The sequence below is a fragment of the Desulfovibrio desulfuricans DSM 642 genome (assembly GCF_000420465.1).
Taxonomy (GTDB): Bacteria; Desulfobacterota; Desulfovibrionia; order Desulfovibrionales; family Desulfovibrionaceae; genus Desulfovibrio; species Desulfovibrio desulfuricans.
In genome coordinates this window covers 89,502-112,275 of the sequence record NZ_ATUZ01000013.1, presented here as the reverse complement: position 1 = coordinate 112,275, position 22,774 = coordinate 89,502, and the positions used below count along the sequence as shown (strand labels likewise).

Sequence of the window (22,774 nt, the reverse complement as noted above, 5' to 3'; positions counted from 1 at the left end):
TAAGGAGTTTTCATGGCTGAGCGTCTTTTCGGCACAGACGGACTGCGCGGCACGGTCAACAACTATCCCATGACCGTGGATGTAGCCCTGCGACTTGGTCTGGCGGCGGGCGTGCGCTTTCGGCGCGGCGACCACCAGCACAAGGTGGTCATCGGCAAGGATACGCGCCTTTCAGGCTATATGTTTGAATCTGCGCTCACTTCCGGCCTGTGCGCCGCCGGCATGCACGTGATCATGACCGGCCCGCTGCCCACCCCGGCCATATCCTTTCTTACCCGCAGCATGCGGGCAGACCTTGGTGTGGTGATTTCCGCCTCGCACAACCCCTTTCACGACAACGGCATCAAGTTTTTTGATGCCGATGGCTACAAGCTGCCCGACCTGACCGAAGACGAGATATCGGCCATGGTGCTGGATTCGGACTTTAAGTGGCCCTACCCGGAAGCGCGCGGCGTAGGCCGCGCCACCAAGATTGAAGACGCAGGGGGCCGCTATATTGTTTACACCAAAAGCTGCTTCCCTCCCCAGTTGACGCTTTCGGGCCTGCGCATTGTGATTGACTGCGCCAACGGCGCCAGCTACAAGGTTGCCCCTCTGGCTCTTGAAGAACTGGGAGCCGAAGTTTTCCGCATCGGCACAAGCCCTGACGGCACCAACATCAACGAGCACTGCGGCTCGCTCTATCCCGAAGTGGTGGCCGCCAAGGTGCGCGAGGTTCGGGCCGATGTGGGCCTTGCGCTGGACGGCGATGCCGACCGCCTCATTGTTGTGGACGAACACGGCGACATCATTGACGGCGACCAGCTCATGGCCATGTGCGCCCAGGCCATGATGGCCCGGGGCGAACTGCCGGGCAATCTGCTTGTTGCAACCGCCATGAGCAACATGGCCCTGGAAATTTTTATGAAGGATCACGGCGGTTCGCTGCTGCGTACAAAGGTGGGCGACCGCTACGTTATGGAAGCCATGCGGCGCGAAGGCGCAATGCTTGGCGGCGAGCAGTCGGGCCATCTTATTTTCCACAAGTACAGCACTACTGGCGATGGCCTGCTGGCGGCCCTGCAAATTCTGCGCATCATGCGCGAAAAGGACAAGCCCCTCTCCGAACTGGCAGGCAGGCTCAAACCCTTCCCGCAGGTGCTGATCAACGTGCGGGTGGAAAAACGCCTGCCCTTTGAGGAACGCCCCGCCATTGGCGAGGCTGTTGCCAAGGTCGAGGCGGAACTGGCCGGACGCGGGCGTGTGCTCTTGCGTTATTCCGGCACGGAATCTCTTTGCCGCGTCATGGTGGAAGGCGAAAACCCCGAAAAGGTCAAAGCTTTCGCCGAAGATCTGGCCGTTGTGGTAGAGCGCGAGTTGCGCTGATTTGACTGTTGAACTTCGCGGCGGCACTTCCGCATCGGGCAGGTACTGCTTGCAGTATGGCTGCTATCCGTTTATTGCTTGCATCGGTTTGCCGCTAATAAAACTTGTTTTGTCTACCCCCCTTGGAGGCATGCATGAAGGATATTCGTAAAGTCGTCATTCCCGTGGCCGGATGGGGCACCCGTTCCTTGCCTGCAACAAAGAATATTCCCAAGGAAATGCTGCCCATCTACAACAAGCCCGTCATCCAGTATGTGGTTGAAGAAGCGCAGCGCGCCAATATCGAAGATGTAATTTTTGTCACCAACCGCGACAAGACGGTTATTGAAGACCACTTCGACTACAACCTCCAGCTTGAGGGCGTACTGGAACGCGCCGGCAAGCTCGACAAACTGGCTGAAGTGCGCAAGGTGGCCGAGATGGTCAACATCATGTCCGTGCGGCAGAAGCGCCAGCTTGGCCTTGGGCATGCGGTGCTGTGCGCACGCGAACTTGTGCGTGATGATCCCTTTGCCATCATGGTGGGCGATGACCTCATGTTTGGCGGCGCTCCCGGCATCGGCCAGCTCATTGAAGTGGCCATGGCCGAAAAAATGCCGGTCATCGGCGTGATGGAAGTACCGTGGGAGAAGGTCAGCCGCTACGGTATCATTGATGGCGACGAAGTGACCCCCGGCGTGTTCCGCGTCAAAAACATGGTGGAAAAACCCGCCCGTGAAGACGCGCCCTCGCGCATGGCTATTGTTGGCCGTTATGTACTCACGCCTGATATTTTTGACTATCTTGAAAAGGCCGAACCCGGACACGGCGGCGAAATCCAGCTCACTGACGCACTCCAGGCCATGGCTCAGGAAAGGGGCATGATGGCTGTGCGTATGTCCGGCATGCGCTTTGACGCTGGCGACTGGGCGGAATTTCTCACCGCCAACATCTACTTTGCCCTTCAGGACGAAGAACTGCGCTACGATCTGCTCAAGCTGCTCAAGAATTTTGTGCAGTTCCATTAAAACCCGCTGCACATACGTATTGCCCCAAGCCTCCTCTGGTTCGCCAGAGGAGGCTTGCCATTGGTGCCGTATTACGTAACTCTGCCCTACATGTACGCCACAGTCGCCCTGCTCACTCCGCCCTACGCCAGCCTTACCTACGCGCTGCCGCCCGAATTTCCCGCCGATTTCTGGCAGCCCGGCTTGCGCGTGGCCGTGCCGCTGGGCCGGGGCGAGCGCACCGCCCTGCGCGCCGCAGTGCTTTTGCGCGTCAGCCCCACAGCCGACGTGCCGGAAGGCGTTGACTGCAAAAGCCTTGGCTGGCCCCTGGAAAACGCCCCTCTGCTCCCCGCTGTGCTGCTGGAACTGGCTGAAGATCTGGCCCGCCGTCAGGGGCTGCACCCCGGTCATATTCTGGGGCATGTGCTGCCACAGGGTTTGCGTCTTGCACGGGTGCGACTGCGCAATATCGAATCGGGCAAGGCTGTAGCCTGGACTCTGGCGCGCATCCGTGAAGCCCTGCCTGAACAGCGTCAGGCGCTCGCCGAGGCCCTTTGCAAAGGCACTGCCCGCATGCTGCCCCCCGGCACAGACGCCGCCAGCGAAGAATTTTGCCTGCTGCGCGTTGATCCGCCCTGGCCTGTGCGGCCCTCGGCCAAACGCCAGATCGAAATTCTGGACTATCTGCACCAGCACGGCAGCGTGAGCCGCAGGCGGCTTGTGCAATCCCTTGGGCAGGCCGTAACCCCAGCCCTCCATACCCTGTTGGAAGCCGGGCACGTCAACCTCGCGCGAGACAACGGCGTTGACGATGATGACGCTCTGGACGCCACAGAGCAAAGCCTGTTGCCGCCCCCGCCTGCCCCCTTTGCCCTTAACGATGAGCAGGCACGTGCGCTTGAAAGCATGCTGGAAGCCCTGCGGGCAGAGGAGGCTTCCTCCCGCCTGCTCTTTGGCGTGACCGGCAGCGGCAAAACCGCAGTATACCTTGAACTTGCCAAGGCCTGCCTTGCGACGGGCAAAAGCGTCATGCTGCTCGCACCCGAGGTGGCGCTGGCCCACAAACTGCGGCGCGATGCCACCTGTGCGCTGCCCGATGCTCCGTTATTTTTCTACCACGGCTACCAGTCGCCTGCACGGCGGGAAGCGACCTTTCGCCAGATGGCGCAAAGCGACACCCCCTGCATCGTCGTGGGTACGCGTTCGGCACTGTTTCTGCCTGTGCCGCATCTGAACTGCATTGTGCTTGACGAAGAGCACGACGGCTCTTTCAAGCAGGACGAAAGCCTGGCCTATCAGGCCAAGGAAGTGGCGTGGTTCCGTGTTGCCCAGGCAAAGGGGCTGCTGGTGCTTGGCTCTGCCACGCCAGACCTCAAGACTTTTTATGCTTCTGAAAACGGCCATCTGCCCATCCTGCGGCTGCCGCACCGCGTGGGCGGACGCGAACTGCCGCCGGTCGAACTGGTGGACATCAGCTCCCTTGCGCCCGGCTCAACCAGCATGGACGGCCTGCTGGCCCCACAGAGCGAAGCCGCACTGCGCGAGACCATTGAGCGCGGCGAGCAGGCCGTGGTGCTGCTGAACAGGCGCGGCTACGCCCCTCTGATGTACTGCCTTGACTGCAACCGCACCCTGCGCTGCCCGCACTGCGAAATTGGGCTCACCTACCACAAGGGGCTGGAAAAACTCGTCTGCCACTATTGCGGCTATAGCCGCCCCTTTCCCTCGCCCTGCCCAGAGTGCGGCGGCATGAACTTTTTGCCCATGGGCGAAGGCACAGAACGCCTGGCCGAGCGCCTGAGCGTACTGGCCGGGGGGCCTGTGCTGCGGCTGGACAGGGACAGCACCCGCAGGCCCGGACGCATGGAAGAAATTCTCGCGGCCTTTTCCCGACAGGAGGCCCCCATACTGGTGGGTACGCAAATGCTCTCCAAGGGGCATCACTTTCCGCTGGTGACGCTGGCCGTCATCGCGGATGCGGACCTTGGCCTGAATCTGCCGGACTACCGCGCCGCCGAGCGCACATTTCAATTGCTGGTGCAGTCTGCCGGGCGCGCTGGCAGGGGCGACAAGCCGGGCCGGGTGCTTATCCAGACGCGTGATGTGGAGCACTACTGCTGGCAGTACGTGCGTACCGCGGACTATGAGGGCTTTTATCAGGCAGAGCTTGCCAAACGGCGGCTGCGCCGTTACCCGCCCTTTGTGCGCCTGGCGCTCATTCGCATATCCTACGCGCTGAACGAACAAGGCGGCCCCCCTGCTCTCAACGATCTGGCTCAGGCGCTGCGCGGCAAGGCTGCGGAACTGGGCGTGCAGCTTCTTGGCCCCGCTCCTGCCCCACTGTCCCTGCTGCGTGGGCGCAAGCGTTTTACATGCTTGATAAAAGGGCAGGACTGGCAGGCGCTGCGCTCGCTCTATTTCTTTGCTTTGTCACAAAAAGCTTCAAGACACTTGCGACTTTTCCTTGACCTTGATCCGATAAATATGTTGTGACAGCCCATTACTGTTGTCGAGGGCGGCCATACAGCCGCGTCCGTTTCTGCGACACCACAACCGTACCAGCGTGCTAAGGTATGCCGGGATGGGCTGTTGTGCGCTTTTTTTGCATCTTAGTGGAGGGGTGATGAAGGTTTTTCGTGCTGTATGTCTGGCGCTGGCTCTGGTGGCCTGCTGCGCGCCCGTGGCCTGGGGCGAAGGTTTCGCCCTGAATGAATGGAGCGCCAGAGGTGTTGCCCTGGCTGGCGGCATGGTAGGCCGCGCTGATGATGTTTCGGCCATTGCCTATAATGCCGCAGGCATTACGCAACTGCCCGGCACGCGCACGATGGGCGGCTTTGCCCTCATCAGCCCTTCTGGCGGGATTTCCACCAGTTATGGCGGCCGCGAAACCTCGACCTACACGAAGCCCGCCCTCTGGAATGCTCCGCACGCCTATCTGAGTCATCAGCTCAGCGACAACGCATGGGTCGGTCTGGGCGTTTTTTCGCGTTTCGGCCTTGGCAACAGCTATTCCGGAGACTGGGCGGGCAGGTACAATGTCTATGACATCGGCGTGCAGACTATTTCCTTCGTGCCTACCCTTGCCATCAAGCTCAATGATACTGTCTCGTTTTCTGTAGGCGTGGAAGCCATGAACGCCCACATGTACATGGGCAACAAAATTCTGACCTACAACAACGGCAAAAAATTTGACAACGACATGCAGCTTGAGGGCAACGGATGGGGTTATGGCGCTCACCTTGGCCTGCACATGCACCTCAACGACCAGTGGTCGGTTGGCCTGTCCTACAAGAGTCAGGTGACCATGAACATCAACGGCGATGTGGAATTCGCCTATCAGGGCGACAACGCCATCAGCAAGGCCAAACACCTGCCCGAGGCCAGAAACTGCGGCGCAAACACCGTGCTTCAGTTGCCCGATTCGGCAGCCCTGGGCGTTACCTACAAGCCGCTGGACAATCTGAGCTTTGAAGTGGGCACGGTCTGGACCCGCTGGTCCACCTACAATGCCCTGAACATCTATATGGACAGCGGCTACAGTTCCATCAACAACAAGGAATGGCGCGACGGCTGGAACTTCAACGGCAGCGTGGAATACAAGCCCCTTGACTGGTGGACCCTGCGCGCGGGTTTTTCGTATGAAACGCCCGTGGTCAATGAAAGCCACGCCGACTTCATGATCCCCACCAATGGCCGCAAAACGCTCAGCGTGGGTACTGGCTTCAACTGGAATAACTGGACCGTAGACCTCGCCTACGCCCACCTGTGGATCAATTCGCTTGACTACGGCGGCACCGATGCCAAGGGCATATCGCCCGAGGTAGGCATTACTGGCGGCAATTCCAAGGATGTTTCTGCAAACATCTATATGCTTTCAGTGGGTTACACGTTCTAAAAAACAAAGCTGGCCAAACGCGCCCCGCTGACGTTGCGAAGACGGCGGGCGCTTATGGCGCAATAGTATATGAACCCGGTTGTTAAAAAGCAGCCGGGTTTTTCTTTTTTGTACAGAATACATTTGGTTTCCTGTTGAGTCAAAGCGTTGCAGCATACTGTTTTGCATGGTCAACACAGTAAATATACGTCATCACTGCTGCCAATATAGAAAAAATATTGACATTTTCTAATGTTTGTTTCAACTTTAAAGCTGCCTTCATTTTTTTGGAGGAAAGTACCTAGGAGGACTGTCATGAAACGCTTTATTCTTGCGTTGGCGCTGGTGCTGAGTCTGGCACTGCCCAACATTGCCGCTGCTGAAGGCAACGGCATGTATCTGGCCCCCAAATTCCTGATGAGCTTTCAAAATACCGGCCAAATTGAACGCTCCCGCGCCATGGCTGGCTCAGGCGTAGACCAGTACAGCCAGTTCACCCTTGGTGGCGCCCTGGCCCTGGGCTATGACTTCTGGCCCCAGCAGATGCTGCCCCTGCGTGCCGAACTTGAATTCGCCATGCGCGGCAACAATGAAAAGACCTGGAGCGATGGCGGCGCGGCGATCAAGCAGGTCAAGGGCACCTGGAACTCTTCGACCCTGTTTGCAAACCTGTTCTGGGATTTCCACAACGACAGCATCATGACCCCTTATGTGGGTGGTGGTCTTGGCATGGCCTTCAACTACGCTGGCTATGACTTTACCGCCAACAACGGCGACAAGTTCAGCGGCGATCAACGCACCACCAACTTTGCCTGGAACCTGGGCGCTGGCGTTGCCTTCAACATCAACGAGCACTTTGCCATTGATGCGGGCTACCGCTTTGTGAGCCTTGGCTACAACGATGTAAGTGTCACCTCTGCTGGCAACAAGTACAACGTTGGCAACCGCCCCTACGAAAACGAGTTCATGCTCGGCCTGCGCTACGGCTTCTAAGCCGCAGATAAGCACCGCGGCCTCCCAGGAGGCACAGCAACGTGCTGTGGACGGTAGATTCAGCACGAGCACCGCTTGCGCTGTCCGTCCCTCAGGAACAAAACCCCGGCTCAGGCCGGGGTTTTTTGCATTCTGGCGCCAGGCGTATTCACCTGCTGCCCGCATGCTCCGGGCATGCCTGGATATTTTCTTAACTTTCTTTAATATCAACAGTTCTTATATAATTTTCGTGGAAATTCCGGTCCAGTCATGCGGCATGAAACCACCGAAAATTTCTTTTTCCCCCTTGACAATCTGCCTTGCCTTACGGTGCGCATAGTTTGCTGATGCCTTGTTAAAAAATGAAGTATACATGAGAAAAACAGAGAAAAAACAAATTGTATTTGTGTAAAACTTTTTGACATCATGTTTAAAACACCAAGACATCCCATGAAAGCCTTGCGCTCAAAGGATATCCCATCATAGGGGCTACAGGCCGAGTAACTAAAAAACATTAAAATTCAGGCCTATTAGATATAAACAAAGTTGGGGATAAGAAATTGGCCTCATGTCTCAAACAGCTCGGAATCATCAATTGCCCCAAAATCTGATTTTGGGCTACAAGGCTGCATGCGCGAACAATGGTCTGAAATTTCTGAAAATCTCAAGAAAATGCTGCATTCCGGCGTTTTCAAGGTCTGGATTGCACCCTTGCGGGCACAAGTGCACGCGGGGGGGCTTTTGCTTACCGCGCCCAATGCTTTTGTGGCCAGCTGGCTTGAAGGCAAGATGCTCTCCACCTTGCGTGAAGCAGCAGCCCCGGTGCTGGGACTTGACCCAGCTTCTGTTGACGTGCGCATTACCGCTGCAGGCGATACCGCCCACAGCAGCAAGCCTGCGGCTAACCTGCCAGCCCGTGACAGCCGAGATAAATCGGCCTTTGCGGCCAGCCCTATGCAACAGCCCTCTTCTTTTGCCCTGGCCCATGATGCAGAAGCCCACGCCAAACAAGCTGACACGGCAGAGCAGTTCGCACACTCATCTTCCATACTGAACGCGACATTTTCCGGTTTGGCGGCCAACGCCACGGAGGCTGCCAGCCGTCAGGACACTGCCGCACAGCAGATGGCGCGCCCGCCGTTGCAGGCCACCCTGCCCATCAGCAGCACCCCGGCCTATCGTCTGGCGACCAACTGGCGCTATGCTTTTGCGGACTTTGTAGTTGGCCCCACCAATAATATGGCTGTTGCGGCAGCTCAGGATGTAAGCCGTAGCAGCGGCTGCGTACGCACCCTGTTCATGAACTCTGCCCCTGGCCTTGGCAAAACCCACCTGGCACAGGCCGTTGGCCGCGCCATTGCAGAAGAACGCAGCGGTGCGCGCGTGGGCTACCTGACGGCAGAAGATTTTGCCTCGCGCTTTGTGGCTGCCCTGCGCACCCACGACATCGAAAATTTCAAAACCCGTTTCCGTGATCTTGACGTGCTGCTGCTTGAAGACGTGCATTTTTTCCAGGGTAAGGAAAAAATGCAGGACATGGCGCTTGCCGTGGTTAAAAACCTTCAGGCCAAGGGCGGACGCGTCATTTTTACCTCATCGTTTTCGCCGCGCGAACTGCAACGCGTGGACAGCCAGCTTGTGTCGCATTTCTGCTCGGGCATCCTCACCGATATTGGCCGCCCCACAGAAGACATGCGCCGCCACATTCTTGAGCGCAAGGCCAAGAGTTATCAGGTGCTGCTGCCCGACTCCGTTTGCGAACTGCTGGCCTGCCGCCTTGACGGCGATGTGCGCCAGATGGAATCGTGCCTGAACAGCCTCATCTTCAAGGCGCGTCTGCTCAATTGCGGTCTGAACCTTGATCTGGCCATGGAAGTGCTCAGCCAGTATGCCGAGATCAGCTGCGGGCCGGACATGCCCACCATCGTGCGTCTGGTCTGTGAAAGCTACGGCCTCAACGAGCGCCAGCTCAGCTCCCGCTCGCGCCGCAAGGAATGCGTGCTGGGCCGCAACACAGTGTATTATCTCGCGCGCAAACACACAGAACTGACTCTTGAAGAAATCGGCGAAAAATTCAACCGCCGCCATTCCACGGTTATCAAGGGCATCACCAGTGTGGAACGTGAACTTTCCAAAGAAACCAGCCTTGGCCGCCAGATTGCCAGGGCCGTCAAACTTATCGAACGCAATGCAGGCATGGGCGCATAAGCGCCCTCGGCCCTGCTGACGCCCTCTTTCCTCCTGCCCGGTCTGGGGGCGCAGAGCATCTTCTGCCTTCCATACCCAATTTTTTCGTTTCGCATGCTTGTCTGAAGTGAGGCCCCTGGCCTTGCAGGCCTCTAGCTGCGTGCAACACAGCAAACGCACAAGTCTGCTCCGCTTCATCCCTCAGGACATGCAGACTGTCCCTGCGATCGCGCCCCAACATTCACGCTTATGATCTAAACCGTGTATTTATTGATACATGGCATCACTCTCCGTATGGTCTTAATGATCGCTGGATATGACGCTACTGGCCGCACAAGGCGCCGGTCATGCCCACCCCGCATTCAGGACAGGCCATGCTGCACGTAGACATCCATAAAAAACACGGCGAGTTTGAACTGCAACTTGCATTTACGCTTGCTGAGTGCGGCATTGCTGTGATCTTTGGCCCTTCCGGTTCCGGAAAAACAAGCCTTATCAATTGTATTGCAGGGCTGGAAACGCCCGATGCAGGGCAGATACGCTGTCACGGCATCACCTGCTTCAACGCGGAACAAGGCATAAACCTGCCGCCAGAAGGCAGACGCCTGGGCTATGTTTTTCAGGACGCCCGCCTGTTTCCACACCTTTCTGTCCGCGAGAACCTGCGTTTCGGCCTCCGGTTTCATGCCGCCCACGCCAGCAAGGATGCGCCCGCCCTTGATGACGTTGCCGATCTGCTCGATATTGCCCCGCTGCTGCACAGACGCCCGGCCCATCTTTCCGGCGGAGAAAAGCAGCGCGTTGCCATTGGGCGTGCCTTGCTCTGCCGCCCGCGCCTTCTTCTCATGGACGAACCCCTTTCATCGCTGGACATGAGCCTCAAGGATGGCCTTATGGCCTACATTGCGCGCATTCCGCAGCAGTGGAACGTGCCCGTGCTGTACGTCACCCATTCGCCCGATGAGGCCTTGGCCCTTGGCAACAGCATGCTGCTGTTGCGCCATGGCCGCCTTGAAGCGCAAGGCATGGTTGAGGTTACCCTTCGCAAGGCGCACGGTCTGGGCCTGTTGCCGTACCCCACCTTTTATCTGTCAGGAGCCGCACATGAAGCCTCTGGTATTGCCTGAACGTTTTCGCCTTTTGCTGATACTGACCGCATGCATCCTCGTTTTTGCGCAGTCGGCCCATGCTGACGGGCCATCCATCACCACCGGTCTTGGATACAAGCCCATGGTGCAGCAGCTGTGCGCGGCCTATGCGCAGCAATCGGGCGTAAAACCCACAGAAATGTACAGCGGCAACATCGGGCAGATAATCGAACAGGCCAAGGCGGGGAGCGGCGTCAGCATTATTGTTTCGGAAAAAGGCACGTTGCAGGATTCCGGCCTGGCCTTTGCCGCCTATGAACCGCTTGGCGAAGCCGTACTTGTGCTGGCGTGGCGCAAAGGGCTGCACCTTGCCTCGGCGCAGGATCTCACCAAGCCGGAATTTGCCAAAATCGGCTATCCCGATGCCAAGGCGGCCATTTACGGCAGGGCAGCAGTGGCCTTCATGAAGGGCAACAACCTTCTGGAGCCGCTCAAGGCAAAGCTTTCCATGCTTTCCACTATGCCTCAGGTCTTTTCCTACCTTGTTTCCGGCGATCTTGACGCTGCCTTTGTGAACGAGGCCATTGCCCGCAAGCAGGGCGACAGCGTTGGCGGCTGGATGGAAGTGCGCGAGGGTTATACGCCCATGCTGCTGGTGGCGGGTGTTGTGGCCGGGCAGGAGAACAAGGCCGAAGTGCGCTCGTTCATGCAGTTTCTGAAAACCCCGGAGGCGCAGCGCATCCTTGCTGGCAACGGCCTGCGCCTGTAGCCATGCAGCTTCATGAACTGTGGCGCGCCCTGTGCGCGCCAGAAGTCAGCTTTTCCGTGCTGCTGACCCTGCGGGTCTGTAGCGCCTGCCTGATCTTGCACGCGCTGACGGCCATTCCTCTTGCCCGGCTGGGCATGGCGAAAAATCCGCATCTGCGGCGGGTGATCAACTTTATCATCACCCTGCCGCTGGTTTTTCCGCCCATGGCGCTGGGCTTTTTGCTGCTCATGCTCTTTGGCCGCAACGGCTGGGGTGGCATTGCCCTGCGGGAGACACTGGGCGTCAGCCTGGTGTTTTCGCAGGGGGGCATCATTCTTGCCGCATGGCTGGCAGGGCTGCCCCTTGTGGTCAAGCCCGTGCAAACGGCGCTGAACAATCCCGAACTGCTGCGCTTTGAGCAGGCGGCGCGGGTGTGCGGCGCCTCTCCCCGCAAGTGTTTTTTTCTTGTGACCTTGCCGCTCATCCGGCATGGCCTTGCCGCCGGGCTGCTGCTGGGCATCACGCGGGCCATGGGCGAGGTGGGCATCAGCCTCATGCTCGGCGGCAACATTGCAGGGCGCACCAATACACTCTCTCTGGAAGTGTTCAACGCCGTATCCACAGGCGAATTTCAGCGGGCAGCCCTGCTCTGCGCCATACTGGCGATAATCAGTCTTTTGCTGTACCTTGGCATTGACTGGTGTCAAAAAAGGTCATTCTAGAGCATTATCACTCCGCTGCTTCAGCGCAAATACACGATTCTGCGCCGTTGACGGAACATTCTCAACTGACATTGCTCTAGCCTGTATAGTGTTCTGCATTTACAAGGAGCATGTCATGCACTTTCCCTGTTCCGATACATGGCTGGAGGGCCTGCTGGCAGACGACTGCCCCGGCCTTGACCTTACGGTAGAACTGCTCGGCATTGCCGCGGCTTCTGGCGTCATGCGCTTTGCGCCCAAGGCGGATTGCACCATCAGCGGCGTGGAAGAAGCCGAATTGCTCCTGCGCAAATGCGGCCTTTCTGTCAGTCGCACCGCCGCCAACGGCGACAGACTTGCAGCGGGCCAGCAATGCCTGGAGGCCACAGGCCCAGCCGCCGCCCTGCACCGTGGCTGGAAGCTGGCCCAGACCCTTATGGAATACATGACAGGCATTGCCACGCGCGCGGCGCACATGGTGGAGCAGGCCCACACCGCAAACCCCGCCGTGCGCGTTGCCGTGACACGCAAAAACTTTCCCGGCGCCAAGGCCATCTGCCTGGAGGCGGCCATGAACGGCGGGGCCATCATTCATCGGCAAAACCTCTCGGACAGCATCCTCATTTTTGACCAGCACCGCGTTTTCCTGCCCGGCGAACAACAGACCTCGTTGCGCAACGTGGCAGCCATGATGGACAAATTGCGCGCGAAAGCGCCTGAGCGCAAGATCAGCGCCGAGGTGGACACCTTTGACGATGCCCTGCTGGTGGCAGAAGCAGGCATTGATATTGTTCAGTGCGAAAAATTCGATTGCGAGACTCTTGCCGCAACTGTGGGCGCAGTGCGCGCCCTGCGCGACGACATCGTCATTCTGGCCGCTGGCGGCGTCAACGGCGGCAACGCCGCCCAGTATGCGGCCACGGGCGTTGACGTGCTCGTCACAAGCTGGCCCTACTTTGGCAAACCGGCAGACATCAAGGTTGTTATGGAAAAAGCCCCCTAGGGCAATAATCGCGGAGGTACAGATGCCTTTTGTAAATATCAAGGTAACAGGCGGTGCAGAAGCCCCCACTGCGGAGCAGAAAGCAGAACTTATCAGCGGCGTCACGGAACTGCTGCAAAGGGTGCTGCACAAAAATCCCGCGACTACCGTGGTTCTTATTGAAGAACTTTCCACGGATAACTGGGGCATCGGCGGCGAAAGCGTTACCGTACGCCGCCGCAAACAGTAGCAGCCATCAAATAAGCACGGCGGCAGCCCGGGCATGAAACCCGGCTGCCGCCTTTATTTTTTTGCTACGGAGATAAAGCCCTACAGCCAGGTGACATCCAGCGCCTTGCGCGGCGGCCTGAAGTGGGGGGCAAGCAGTGGAAAGCCCATCATCTGCGCCGCATAGACCTGCTCATCGTCCTTAACGCCCGCAAAGGCCCGCAGAACGTGGGCAGAGTGATGCCCCATGGCAAAGCATACGTAGCCGCCCCAGCAACAGCCCACCTTGTGCCCGTGGGCCAGCAGCTCCAGATAGGCGGCGGCAATGGAGGCATCCGCAGGCCCCCAATGCCCCTTGGGGGCAACAATCAGGGCAATCTGCGGAGCAGTGCGGGTGATGACGTCATACCCAGCTTCCCATGCCCGCACGAGGCTTTCGGCATGCACATCCTTGGCAGTGGCAGGGTCAATTTCCGGCAGGGCACGCAACCAGTCAATGACAAGGGCTGCCAGCTTTTCCGTCTGCTCGCGAGTTTCCAAAACAATCCAGCGCAGCTCCTGCGTGTTTTTGGCCGTGGGTGCAAAGCGCGCGCCGTCAAGAATCCTGTGCAACAGTTCGCGCGGAACAGGTTTGTTTTTGAAATTCCGCACCGAACGGCGCGAAAATACGAGTTCTTCAACCTGCTCGGCCGAAGGTAGCTGATCACGCCGCAAGGGGCGGCTGTCTTGCGATGAAAGCCCCGGCGCGGAACAGGCATTGGCCGGGCAAAAGGCCATGCACTGCCCGCAACCAATACATACCCTGACCTTATGCAAAGACATGGAGGGGTATTCACCAACATTGCCATCAATAATCTGAATGGGGCACACTTTGGCGCAAATTCCGTCCTTGCGGCACAATTCTGTATCTACTATAAAAGAATTCATAGGCTCCCTGGCGTTATAACGCATGGTCAAAAATGCAAAATGCCGCCTTTGCAGGCATGTGCCTGCTCAGGGGCTTGTATCCTGCACATAAAAGCGGCGGTTTACAGGCTGCCGCAGGGGTGAATACTACGGTAATACCTGTCAAAAGGCAAAAATCCGCCAGCGCGCCCATGGCCCGCCCCTCAGCGGCAGGCATCGGCAGAACCTCCGCCACTGCTGCCGCCTCTTTTTTCAGCAAGCCGCTGCCACTAGTTGCAGTATCCTTCAGCTATCAGTTTCCCGCTTTTAGATTCCCACTCCCAGTTTTCAAAAAAACGATCCCGCAAAATTATCGGAATGGCAATTTTGAGAATAATTTCCCATTATTAAACAATATCATCTGGGAACTTGTTTTTTTCACACTGTTATGGTATCATTTCTTCTTGTGTTCTGAGCAAATATACTCCGCCTTATACTATTTGTTAGCAAATAATGGCGCTTGAATCTTTGTCTTTTTACACAACCTGTCACAAGCCTAAAGTTTTTTCACAAGCACGCGATAGTATTTTAAACTATTGCATATGGAGAACTCTGATGCAATTACGAGCAAAAGTCTGCATCCCCATAGCTGGCATCACACTTGCTATCGGCATTTGTTGCTATTTTGTCATTCAAAAGCAATTTGAAAGACTTAACGAAATAAATATACAGACTTTGGTCGAAGCCCGCTCCTCGCAGATGAAACAGGCCATTGAACTGTGCAGCGAACAGGCCATGCGCATGGCCGCGCTGGTGAGCAGGCTGCCCGAGGTTGAGGCCGCCTACAGAACAGCCATGGAAGGCGACATTAACGATGAAAACAGCGCCGCCGCCCAAAGGGGGCGGGAAATGTTGCGCGCTTCCCTCGCTCCCATGCTGGATGGATTCAAGGCGGTTATCGGTGAAAAACCCCAGATACACTACCACTTTCCCCCGGCCCGGAGCTTTGCGCGCCTGTGGCGCGACAAACAGACCAAGCGGGGCGACAAGTGGGTTGATATTTCAGACGATCTTTCGACCTTCCGCCCCACCGTGCTTGAGGTAAACAAGAACGGCAAAGCCCTGTGCGGGGTCGAAATCGGCAGCGGCGGCTTTGAAATCCGGGGCCTTGCACCTGTCACAAGCCTTTCGGGCAGCCAGCTGGGTTCTGTTGAAGTGCTGGTGAGTTTTACCCACGTTCTGAACGGCCTGAGCGCTGGCGAGGGAGAATCCTCGCTGCTGTACATGAACGCCGAGCACCTTAAGGTTGCCACGGGCCTGCAAAACAAGGAAAAGCACCCCATTGTTGCCGATTCATATGTTCTTGTGAGCGGCACCAAGGACGGCAAGGTTGAGGGATTGCTGGACAAGAGCTTTCTGGATGCAACCCGTAAGGGATCGACCACCCGAATTGTCGGCTCCACCCTGCTTTCCGGTATGCCCATTACAGATTTCAAGGACAAGCAGATCGGCGTGCTCGTGTTCAGCACTGATCTGTCTGAACAGCAGGGCATCATGAGCCACGCGGGGATCATCCTTGCGGCGGCCTTCCTTACCCTGCTTGTGGTGCCGCTGGTCATGACGTTCTTTGTGCTCAGCATAACAGTGCTGCGGCCAGTTCAGAGCATCCGTCAGACCATCCAGGAAATTGCAGAAGACAGGGCTGTGCTGGCCAACCGCCTGAAGTATTCCTCCTCGGACGAAATCGGCGCGCTGGCCTCATGGTTCAACCGGCTGCTGGACAAGATTGAAAGCATGCTCACGGAGGTGCAGGGATACAGAAACCTGCTGGATTCCGTGCCCGACCCCATCTTTGGCGTGGATGACGACTACCGCATTATCATCGCCAACAAAGCCACAGAAACCTTGCTTGAAAAGGATATCACAAAGCTTCGCGGGCAGTTCTGCCACGACAACTTCAATACCGAAGTGTGCCAGAGCGACGACTGCCCCATTGCGCAGTCCAAGTGCAGCGGCAAATCTGTGGTGGCGCGTATACTTGATATCGGCACTGCGGAAAATCCGCATTATATTCAGCCGTTCAGTGATGTGCTGCGCGACAACCAGGGCAATAAAATCGGCTATGTGGAAATTGCGCGCGATGTGACCACTCTGGTGCTGAAAGAGCGCGAAATTGAAGCAACCATGAAGCATATGCAGGAAGTGAATACCTCCATAAGCTTGGCGGCTGACAGCCTGACAGAAGCTGTGGGCCTGATGAAGGACCGCTTCCAGCAGGTTTCGGACGGTGCGGATGCGCAAAATGGCCGTGCGCAGGAGACCGCCACCGCCATGGAAGAAATGACTTCCACCGTGCGCGAGGTGGCGCAAAATGCTTCTTCCGCCGCTGACCAGACAGAAGACGCGCGGCAAAAGGCCCGGCATGGCGCAGAAATTGTTGATGAAGCAGTTTCTGCCATTGCAGAGGTCAACAGCCACACCGGTGCCCTGCTCAAGGAAATGGAATCCCTCGAAACCCATACCGAGGGCATTGGCAGAATCATGGGAGTTATCTCGGATATTGCCGATCAAACCAACCTGCTGGCCCTTAATGCGGCTATCGAAGCAGCCCGCGCGGGCGATGCCGGGCGCGGTTTTGCCGTAGTGGCGGACGAAGTGCGCAAGCTCGCGGAAAAGACCATGCAGGCCACCAAGGAAGTCACAGAGGCCATTACAACCATTCAATCTGTGGCAAAGGGCAACATGCAGGAAATGCGCGACACTGCCGACACTGTCAGCAGGGCCACTGAAATGGCCAACCAGAGCGGCGTAGCGCTTTCCCAGATAGTGGAAATTGTCGCCAGTGCCAGCAATAGTGTGCAATCCATCGCCACGGCAGCGGAACAGCAATCCGCCACAAGCGAAGAAATCAACCGCGCCATTACAGATGTGAAGCATGTTGCAGAAACCACCAACACCCTGACGCGCGAACTGCACGGCACCGTTGCCGAACTTTCACGCCTTGCAGCACAGTTGAAAGCGCTGTCGCAAGGATAAGTTCCCGTAGATCCCGAACAGGCGCAGATATCACAGGGCCCGCATCAGTCATGCTGATTGCGGGCCCTGTAGCCCCTTCTTGACGTTTGGCACAAGATGCCCTACCCACAAGCTATGGAACGTTGAGTCAAGGGCGTGCTCAAGCGCCAGCACTGATCCTGCGGTAGCTCAGGCGGCAGCTCAGGCGGCAGCACTGACCAGGCACCAGAGCCGACCAGGCCAACGACGGCCTGCCCTGCAGACCAAAGCAAAGAAGTCATAACCCTATTGCAGACAATCCGGCAGCCCCCCCCTTGCTGTCAGCGGCGCAATACCAATGTTTCACAAATTTCGCCCCCCCCCAAAAAAATCCCGCAACTACGCACGTCCCAACCAACCATGCTTATTGAGGTTATTTGATGAAGAACGTTGAACGCTTGCTTCAGGGAAATGCATTTTTCCAAAAAAACTACTTCTGCAAGCATGAAAATGAGCTTCTGGAACTTGTTTCCAGCGGCCAGCACCCCAAGGTGCTCTATATCGGCTGCGCCGATTCCAGGGTTATTCCATCGCTTATCACCAACACTCCTCCCGGCCAGCTCTTTGTGCTGCGCAATGTGGGCAACTTTGTAGCCCCTTACAAACCGGACGAAGACTATCACGCCATGGCCGCAGGTATTGAATATGCCGTAACAGCCCTGAATGTTGAAGAAATCATCATCTGCGGCCACACCTATTGCGGCGCCATCGCAGCCCTGTACAAGGACATTCACGATGAGGCCTTTGTGCACACGCAAAAATGGCTTTCGCTGGGCAAAAAAGCCAAGGAACTTGCCACGCTGGCACTTGGCAAGGAAGTTGGACAGGATAAACTGCTGCGCCTGACAGAAAAACTCTCCATCATTTTTCAGATAGAAAACCTCATGACATACCCGTGCGTGCGCGACAGAGTAAAATCGGGCGACCTGCACGTTCACGGCTGGCTCTACTATATTGAATCTGGCGAAATCAAATATTACGACCCAGACGAGCACGATTTTCTGGCCCTGAAAAAATAACGGCCCAGAGCGCAGGCCAACGCGCTGCTTTTTATTGCGACATGCAGTGACAGCGGATTTTCCAACCATGGAAAATCCGCTGTTTTTATATACCTTCCAGTGTTTCGCATGCTGCGATACGGGTGCAGGCATTGATGCCATTTGCCAAATGCGTCCCCGCTTGCTCGCAAGACATCTGCAACCTGTTTTGAAGGCGCACTTCTGTGCGGGTCTTTTATCCTTCAGGCGTGCCTACCAGCAATCGCAGTCATATATTTATAAATTTACAACGATACAGAGAAATTGCTTTATAAGAAAAATTCACATTTACACCAGATAAATTTTATATTTAACTAAGTTGAAATACATTCCAAGCTAGTCAGCCTCAATCAAGGGACTACTTCCATGAACAAAAATCTGACAGATCAATTCATGAAGTGGAATAGTTCAACAAATATTGCATGCTGTCTTTTAACTCGGATTGAAGGCAATACATTTTCCATCAGTGCCGCCAATACAAGATTTACTGAGCGCCTAAAAATCGCTGACTTTGAAAGCTTAGAAAAAATTATCGAAAACAGGGAGCACCTGAACAAATCGCTCTCCCAGGATATTGCGGAAGAATGGACAGTGTTTTGCGAAACCATGCATTGCTTCCTTGATTGCCGCTGCCAGCGGATTGAAGAAAACGTTTGCGTACTGTGGATTTCTGCCGCAGAACAGCAGCCGATTGATGTTCTGTCTGATATTCCAATCGGCATCATCCGCATGAAGGTCACGCAGGGGCCTGCCACGCTTCACTGCACCTACATGAACAGCGAGGCGCTGTTCATGACAGGCACATCGGGGAGTGAGGCGAGCAAGTGCTTCCACGCCAGTGATCTCATGCATGTTCACAGTGCCGACGTGTGCAGGGTAGAACACATGCTGGCAATGTTCACCTCCGGCAAGGCCGTGCCGCCTCTGGAGTGCAGACTGCGCCCGCAAGATGGGCACGTCAGATGGATTCGCGTCAGTCTCTCCTGGGTTATTCCCCAAAAAGTTCTGCAACTGGCATTTGTCAACATTTCCACTGAAAAGGAGACCCTGGCGCACAACCGGCAAAACCAGGTTCTGCTGCAAAAGATTCTGGACACCACCCAGGCTGCAATCTTCTGGAAAGACGCTGAAAGGCGTTTTATCGGCGTAAACAAGGCTTTTCTGGAATATTACGGCTTTGATTCCGAGCAGGTGCTCCTGGGCAAAAATGATGAAGACATGGGCTGGCACAGCGACCCCGACCCATACAAAAATGATGAACTGCGAGTGTTGCAGGGCGAAAACACCACGCGGGTTCCCGGCATGTGTTTTTGCAAGGGCGAAAACCGCCACATTGTAGCCAGCAAAAGCCCACTTTATGAAGACGGAAAAATTGTAGGCCTTGTGGGCAGTTTTGAAGATGTCACAAGTGAATACATGTTGCGCAAAGACGTAGTGGATCTCAATGCCAAGCTGCACACAGCGCTGAAGAAAGAACGCCAGGCCAACCGCGCAAAGTCGGACTTTCTCTTGCGCATGAGCCACGATATGCGCACTCCCCTTGCCACCATTGTGGGTTTTTCAGATCTTGAGCTAAAAAAGCACAGGGAGCCTGACCTCACCAAGGCCTTCTCCACCATAAAGGCGTGTTCAAATTTTCTGCTTGCCATTCTTTCTGACATTCTTGACCTGCAAAAACTCTCTAACGGAAAAATAGACGTTATACCTACAATTTGCACTGGCGCACATAGCGCAAAAAGCATTGAGTCCATCATCAGGCCCCAGGCGGAGGCAAAAAACATCACATTCATAACGCATTTCAACTGCACAGCAACCACCTGCCATGCGCAGATCGATACGCGCAAGGTTCAGCAGATTATCGTCAACCTTCTGAACAATGCAGTCAAATACACGCAACCCGGCGGCACCATAACATGGCGCAATGACATCAGCGGTGAAAATGCCGACAGTCTTGTTGTAACCCACGTTATTTCTGATAACGGGCCGGGAATCAGCAAAAAATTTCAGGCCAGAATGTACTCCCCGTTCACGCAGGAAGATCATGTTTCCAGCGCAGGCAGCGGGCTTGGGCTGGCCATTGTAAAAAATCTGGTCGACATTCTTGGGGGCAACATCACCTGCAAATCTGCGCCGGGCCAGGGAACGACCTTTACGGTGATTTTGCCCCACAAAAAAGCCACCGCCGCAGATATTACCGCTTTCCACAAAAAAAATTGCAAGCAGCACGCCGCAGCCTCACTCAAGGGAAGGAAGATCCTCATCTGCGAAGACAACGTCATCAACAGTGAAATCCTGAAAGAAATGCTAGAAAGTGAAGGCATGTTGTGCGAGCAGGCGTTCAATGGCAGCGAAGGGGTGGAAAAGGCCAAAGGCCGTAATTACGACATCATCATGATGGACATTCGCATGCCTGTGATGGACGGCTATCAGGCCACCCGCGAAATACGGGAGTTTGATGTGGACACCCCCATTGTGGCGCTTTCCGCCAATGTTTTTGCCGATGAAATACAGAACGCCTTTGAATCCGGCATGGACGAATTTCTGGAAAAACCGGTTGTTATGAGCAAGATGTTTTCAGTTCTTGGGCAGCTTCTTTCCCCCACGCCTGACGCGCCTTTGCACAGGCCGGATTAAAAACTCGCCAGCCCGTCAGAAGCTCTCTTTTCAGAAAAAAACCCTTCATCCCTCCCTGCCAGCTTGCGTCTGAACTGTTTTCCACCCACAGTGCAACCATAAATCACATTGTTGTAACTATCACAGCTATGCAGGGCGCATTATAAAAATGTGACTTTTCCAATCGGGTCTTGCACCCCCCGGAAACATGATTACCTGAAAAGAACGTAAAGTAGTCAACTACTATAGTGTCCCCTCTTGCTGCTTTGCAGTCTGCCCATAGTGAGGTATTATGTGCAGGACTGCACCATATGCGGCAAGCCACAGATACGGCTATAAACGGATCTTCATACCCTTCCAACCGGAGGCTGTCCCCCGAAGGAGGCCATGATGACAACTATTAAGAGCATCAGCGCGCAAGCCCTGCGGCAAAAAGACCTCAAGCAGGCGCTCATAGTGGATGTGCGCACCCCCATGGAATTTGCAGAAAAACGCCTCGACTTTCCGACCATGCTGGCCCCGGTGACGGAGCTTGATCCTCACATGGTTGCCCTGCGCAGCGGGGCATTGACAGACACCCCCATTTATACCCTTTGCGCCAGCGGAAAGCGTGCGCAAACGGCGGCGGCCAAATTTGCCGAAGCCGGATTTGCGGACATAACCGTTATTGAAGGCGGCCTTGCGGCCTGCAAGGAAGCTGGATTCCCCACCACAGGACAGGCGCTGCCCAAAACAGGCGAAACCTCACCCACGCTGGACAGGCAGGTGCGCCTTGTGGCCGGGGCGCTCACAGCCCTGTTCGTTTTGCTGGGGCTTTTTGTACACAAGGCATTTCTGGTTGGCGCGCTCTTTATTGGCTGCGGGCAGGTATTTTCCGGCCTTACCAACTGGTGCGGCCTCGCGCTGCTGCTCACACGCGCACCCTGGAACAAAAAGGGCTGCTCTGGCGGCGCCTGCCCCATTGGCGCCGGCAAAAGCCCCGGCGCAAGCTGCCAGTAATGCTGCTTCCCCCTGGTGCCGGAACTTTCACCCTAGCTTTTTGCAAAGGAGTTCGCCATGTCTGCACCCAACGTGCGCGGATTTTTTGACCCCGTTACCGCTACCTGGACATATGTGGTCTGGTCTGCAACCGATGCCCAGAAGCGTTGCGCCATTATAGACAGCGTGCTGGATTTTGACCTTCACGCCTGCCGCACATCCACTGTTTCTGCCGATGCCGTTATTGATTTTGTCCGCCAGCAGGGCTTTGTGGTGGAGTGGATTCTTGAAACCCACATCCATGCCGACCACGTCACCGCAGCCAGCTATATCAAGGAAAAGATGGGCGGGAAAATAGCCATCAGCAAACACATGCTGGATATCATTTCCACCTGGACGCCCATCTTTCAAACGCAGGAGGACACGCCCGCAGACGGCTCGGCCTTTGACCATCTGTTTGAAAATAATGAAGAATTCACCATTGCCGACATGCCCGCAAAAATCATCCACACGCCGGGGCATACCCCCGCAGACACCACCTATATTGTGGGCAATGCGGCCTTTGTGGGCGACACCATCTTTTTGCCCGATGTGGGTTCAGGCCGGTGCGACTTCCCTGGCGGCAGCGCCGAGGATTCGTATGATTCCTCCCGCAAGCTCTTTGCCCTGCCCGACGACCTGCGCATCTATGTAGGGCATGACTACCCGCCTGAGGGTGTGCGAGGCCCGCAGTGCATGGCAACCGTTGGCGAGCAGAAAACCGCCAACGTGCGGCTGAACCTGCAAGTGGGCAAGGCCGAATTTGTGGCAAAACGCAAGGCGGACGATAACGGCAAGGCTGTGCCGCCGCTCATATTGCCCTCCCTTCAGGCCAACATGCGCACAGGAAAATTCGGCAAGGCCGTCAACGGCCTGCAATTTGTAAAACTGCCCCTGAACCGCATGTAAGACCAAGGACAAATATCCAGCATACAGACAAAGCCCCTTCTTCCACCGGCATGCCGGAATGGACGAAGGGGCTTTGAGAACATGCCTGACTAAGGCCGGAGCGTCAAAAAGAAGGAGGCTTGCGACAG

At 56.1% G+C, this 22,774-nt stretch carries 18 protein-coding genes; 17 read left to right on the top strand and 1 reads right to left on the bottom strand.

Annotated features, from left to right (window positions below; translation table 11 throughout):
• The first annotated feature begins 12 nt into the window (after positions 1 to 12).
• The 11 genes from glmM to G449_RS0105890 all read left to right on the top strand — a co-directional run bounded on the left by glmM (position 13) and on the right by G449_RS0105890 (position 13,153).
• Positions 13 to 1,365, top strand: a complete 1,353-nt coding sequence (gene glmM, locus G449_RS0105950) for a phosphoglucosamine mutase (RefSeq protein WP_022658399.1) — start codon at positions 13 to 15, stop codon at positions 1,363 to 1,365.
• 134 nt (positions 1,366 to 1,499) lie between these two features.
• The gene (gene galU, locus G449_RS0105945; RefSeq protein ID WP_022658398.1) at positions 1,500 to 2,372 is read left to right on the top strand and encodes a UTP--glucose-1-phosphate uridylyltransferase GalU; all 873 of its coding nucleotides are present in this window, start codon (positions 1,500 to 1,502) and stop codon (positions 2,370 to 2,372) included.
• 90 nt (positions 2,373 to 2,462) lie between these two features.
• The gene (priA, locus tag G449_RS0105940; protein ID WP_027180747.1) at positions 2,463 to 4,844 is read left to right on the top strand and encodes a replication restart helicase PriA; all 2,382 of its coding nucleotides are present in this window, start codon (positions 2,463 to 2,465) and stop codon (positions 4,842 to 4,844) included.
• A 130-nt stretch (positions 4,845 to 4,974) separates the two neighbouring features.
• A complete protein-coding gene (locus tag G449_RS0105935; protein ID WP_022658396.1) occupies positions 4,975 to 6,246 on the top strand; it encodes an OmpP1/FadL family transporter in 1,272 nt (423 codons plus the stop codon).
• 294 nt (positions 6,247 to 6,540) lie between these two features.
• Positions 6,541 to 7,218 (top strand): outer membrane protein, encoded by a 678-nt coding sequence (locus tag G449_RS0105925; protein ID WP_022658394.1) that lies wholly within the window; start codon positions 6,541 to 6,543, stop codon positions 7,216 to 7,218.
• Positions 7,219 to 7,827: 609 nt separating this feature from the next.
• Positions 7,828 to 9,405, top strand: coding sequence for a DnaA ATPase domain-containing protein (locus G449_RS0105915; RefSeq protein ID WP_022658392.1), 1,578 nt, complete (start codon positions 7,828 to 7,830; stop codon positions 9,403 to 9,405).
• Between the two features lie 326 nt (positions 9,406 to 9,731).
• On the top strand, positions 9,732 to 10,511 hold the full coding sequence (gene modC / locus G449_RS16220; RefSeq protein WP_022658391.1) for a molybdenum ABC transporter ATP-binding protein: 780 nt from the start codon (positions 9,732 to 9,734) through the stop codon (positions 10,509 to 10,511).
• On the top strand, positions 10,489 to 11,241 hold the full coding sequence (gene modA / locus G449_RS0105905; protein WP_022658390.1) for a molybdate ABC transporter substrate-binding protein: 753 nt from the start codon (positions 10,489 to 10,491) through the stop codon (positions 11,239 to 11,241). Before modC ends, modA begins: the two co-directional genes overlap by 23 nt.
• A 2-nt stretch (positions 11,242 to 11,243) precedes the next feature.
• Positions 11,244 to 11,942 carry a molybdate ABC transporter permease subunit gene (locus tag G449_RS0105900; protein ID WP_022658389.1) on the top strand — a complete coding sequence of 233 codons (699 nt, stop codon included), beginning with the start codon at positions 11,244 to 11,246 and terminating at the stop codon, positions 11,940 to 11,942.
• Positions 11,943 to 12,057: 115 nt separating this feature from the next.
• Complete coding sequence (modD, locus tag G449_RS0105895; RefSeq protein WP_027180744.1) at positions 12,058 to 12,924, top strand: ModD protein; 867 nt, start codon at positions 12,058 to 12,060, stop codon at positions 12,922 to 12,924.
• 22 nt (positions 12,925 to 12,946) lie between these two features.
• The gene (locus G449_RS0105890) at positions 12,947 to 13,153 is read left to right on the top strand and encodes a tautomerase family protein (protein ID WP_022658386.1); all 207 of its coding nucleotides are present in this window, start codon (positions 12,947 to 12,949) and stop codon (positions 13,151 to 13,153) included.
• An 80-nt stretch (positions 13,154 to 13,233) separates the two neighbouring features.
• Here the strand turns inward: G449_RS0105890 and G449_RS0105885 are convergent, their stop codons facing one another.
• Complete coding sequence (locus G449_RS0105885; protein WP_022658385.1) at positions 13,234 to 14,058, bottom strand: nitroreductase family protein; 825 nt, start codon at positions 14,056 to 14,058, stop codon at positions 13,234 to 13,236.
• 32 nt (positions 14,059 to 14,090) lie between these two features.
• Between G449_RS0105885 and G449_RS18415 the strand changes: the two genes are divergently transcribed.
• The 6 genes from G449_RS18415 to G449_RS0105855 all read left to right on the top strand — a co-directional run bounded on the left by G449_RS18415 (position 14,091) and on the right by G449_RS0105855 (position 22,646).
• A complete protein-coding gene (locus G449_RS18415; protein ID WP_159060442.1) occupies positions 14,091 to 14,540 on the top strand; it encodes a hypothetical protein in 450 nt (149 codons plus the stop codon).
• A gap of 91 nt (positions 14,541 to 14,631) precedes the next feature.
• The gene (locus tag G449_RS0105875) at positions 14,632 to 17,052 is read left to right on the top strand and encodes a methyl-accepting chemotaxis protein (protein ID WP_022658383.1); all 2,421 of its coding nucleotides are present in this window, start codon (positions 14,632 to 14,634) and stop codon (positions 17,050 to 17,052) included.
• 398 nt (positions 17,053 to 17,450) lie between these two features.
• Complete coding sequence (locus G449_RS0105870; protein ID WP_034605168.1) at positions 17,451 to 18,089, top strand: carbonic anhydrase; 639 nt, start codon at positions 17,451 to 17,453, stop codon at positions 18,087 to 18,089.
• A 624-nt stretch (positions 18,090 to 18,713) separates the two neighbouring features.
• Entirely contained in the window at positions 18,714 to 20,741 is a 2,028-nt protein-coding gene (locus tag G449_RS0105865; protein WP_159060441.1) for a response regulator, read from the top strand.
• A gap of 369 nt (positions 20,742 to 21,110) precedes the next feature.
• Positions 21,111 to 21,719, top strand: a complete 609-nt coding sequence (locus G449_RS16215; RefSeq protein WP_022658380.1) for a rhodanese-like domain-containing protein — start codon at positions 21,111 to 21,113, stop codon at positions 21,717 to 21,719.
• Between the two features lie 57 nt (positions 21,720 to 21,776).
• Positions 21,777 to 22,646: an MBL fold metallo-hydrolase gene (locus G449_RS0105855; protein WP_027180743.1), complete on the top strand. Its 870-nt coding sequence runs from the start codon at positions 21,777 to 21,779 to the stop codon at positions 22,644 to 22,646.
• The last annotated feature ends 128 nt before the right edge of the window (positions 22,647 to 22,774 follow it).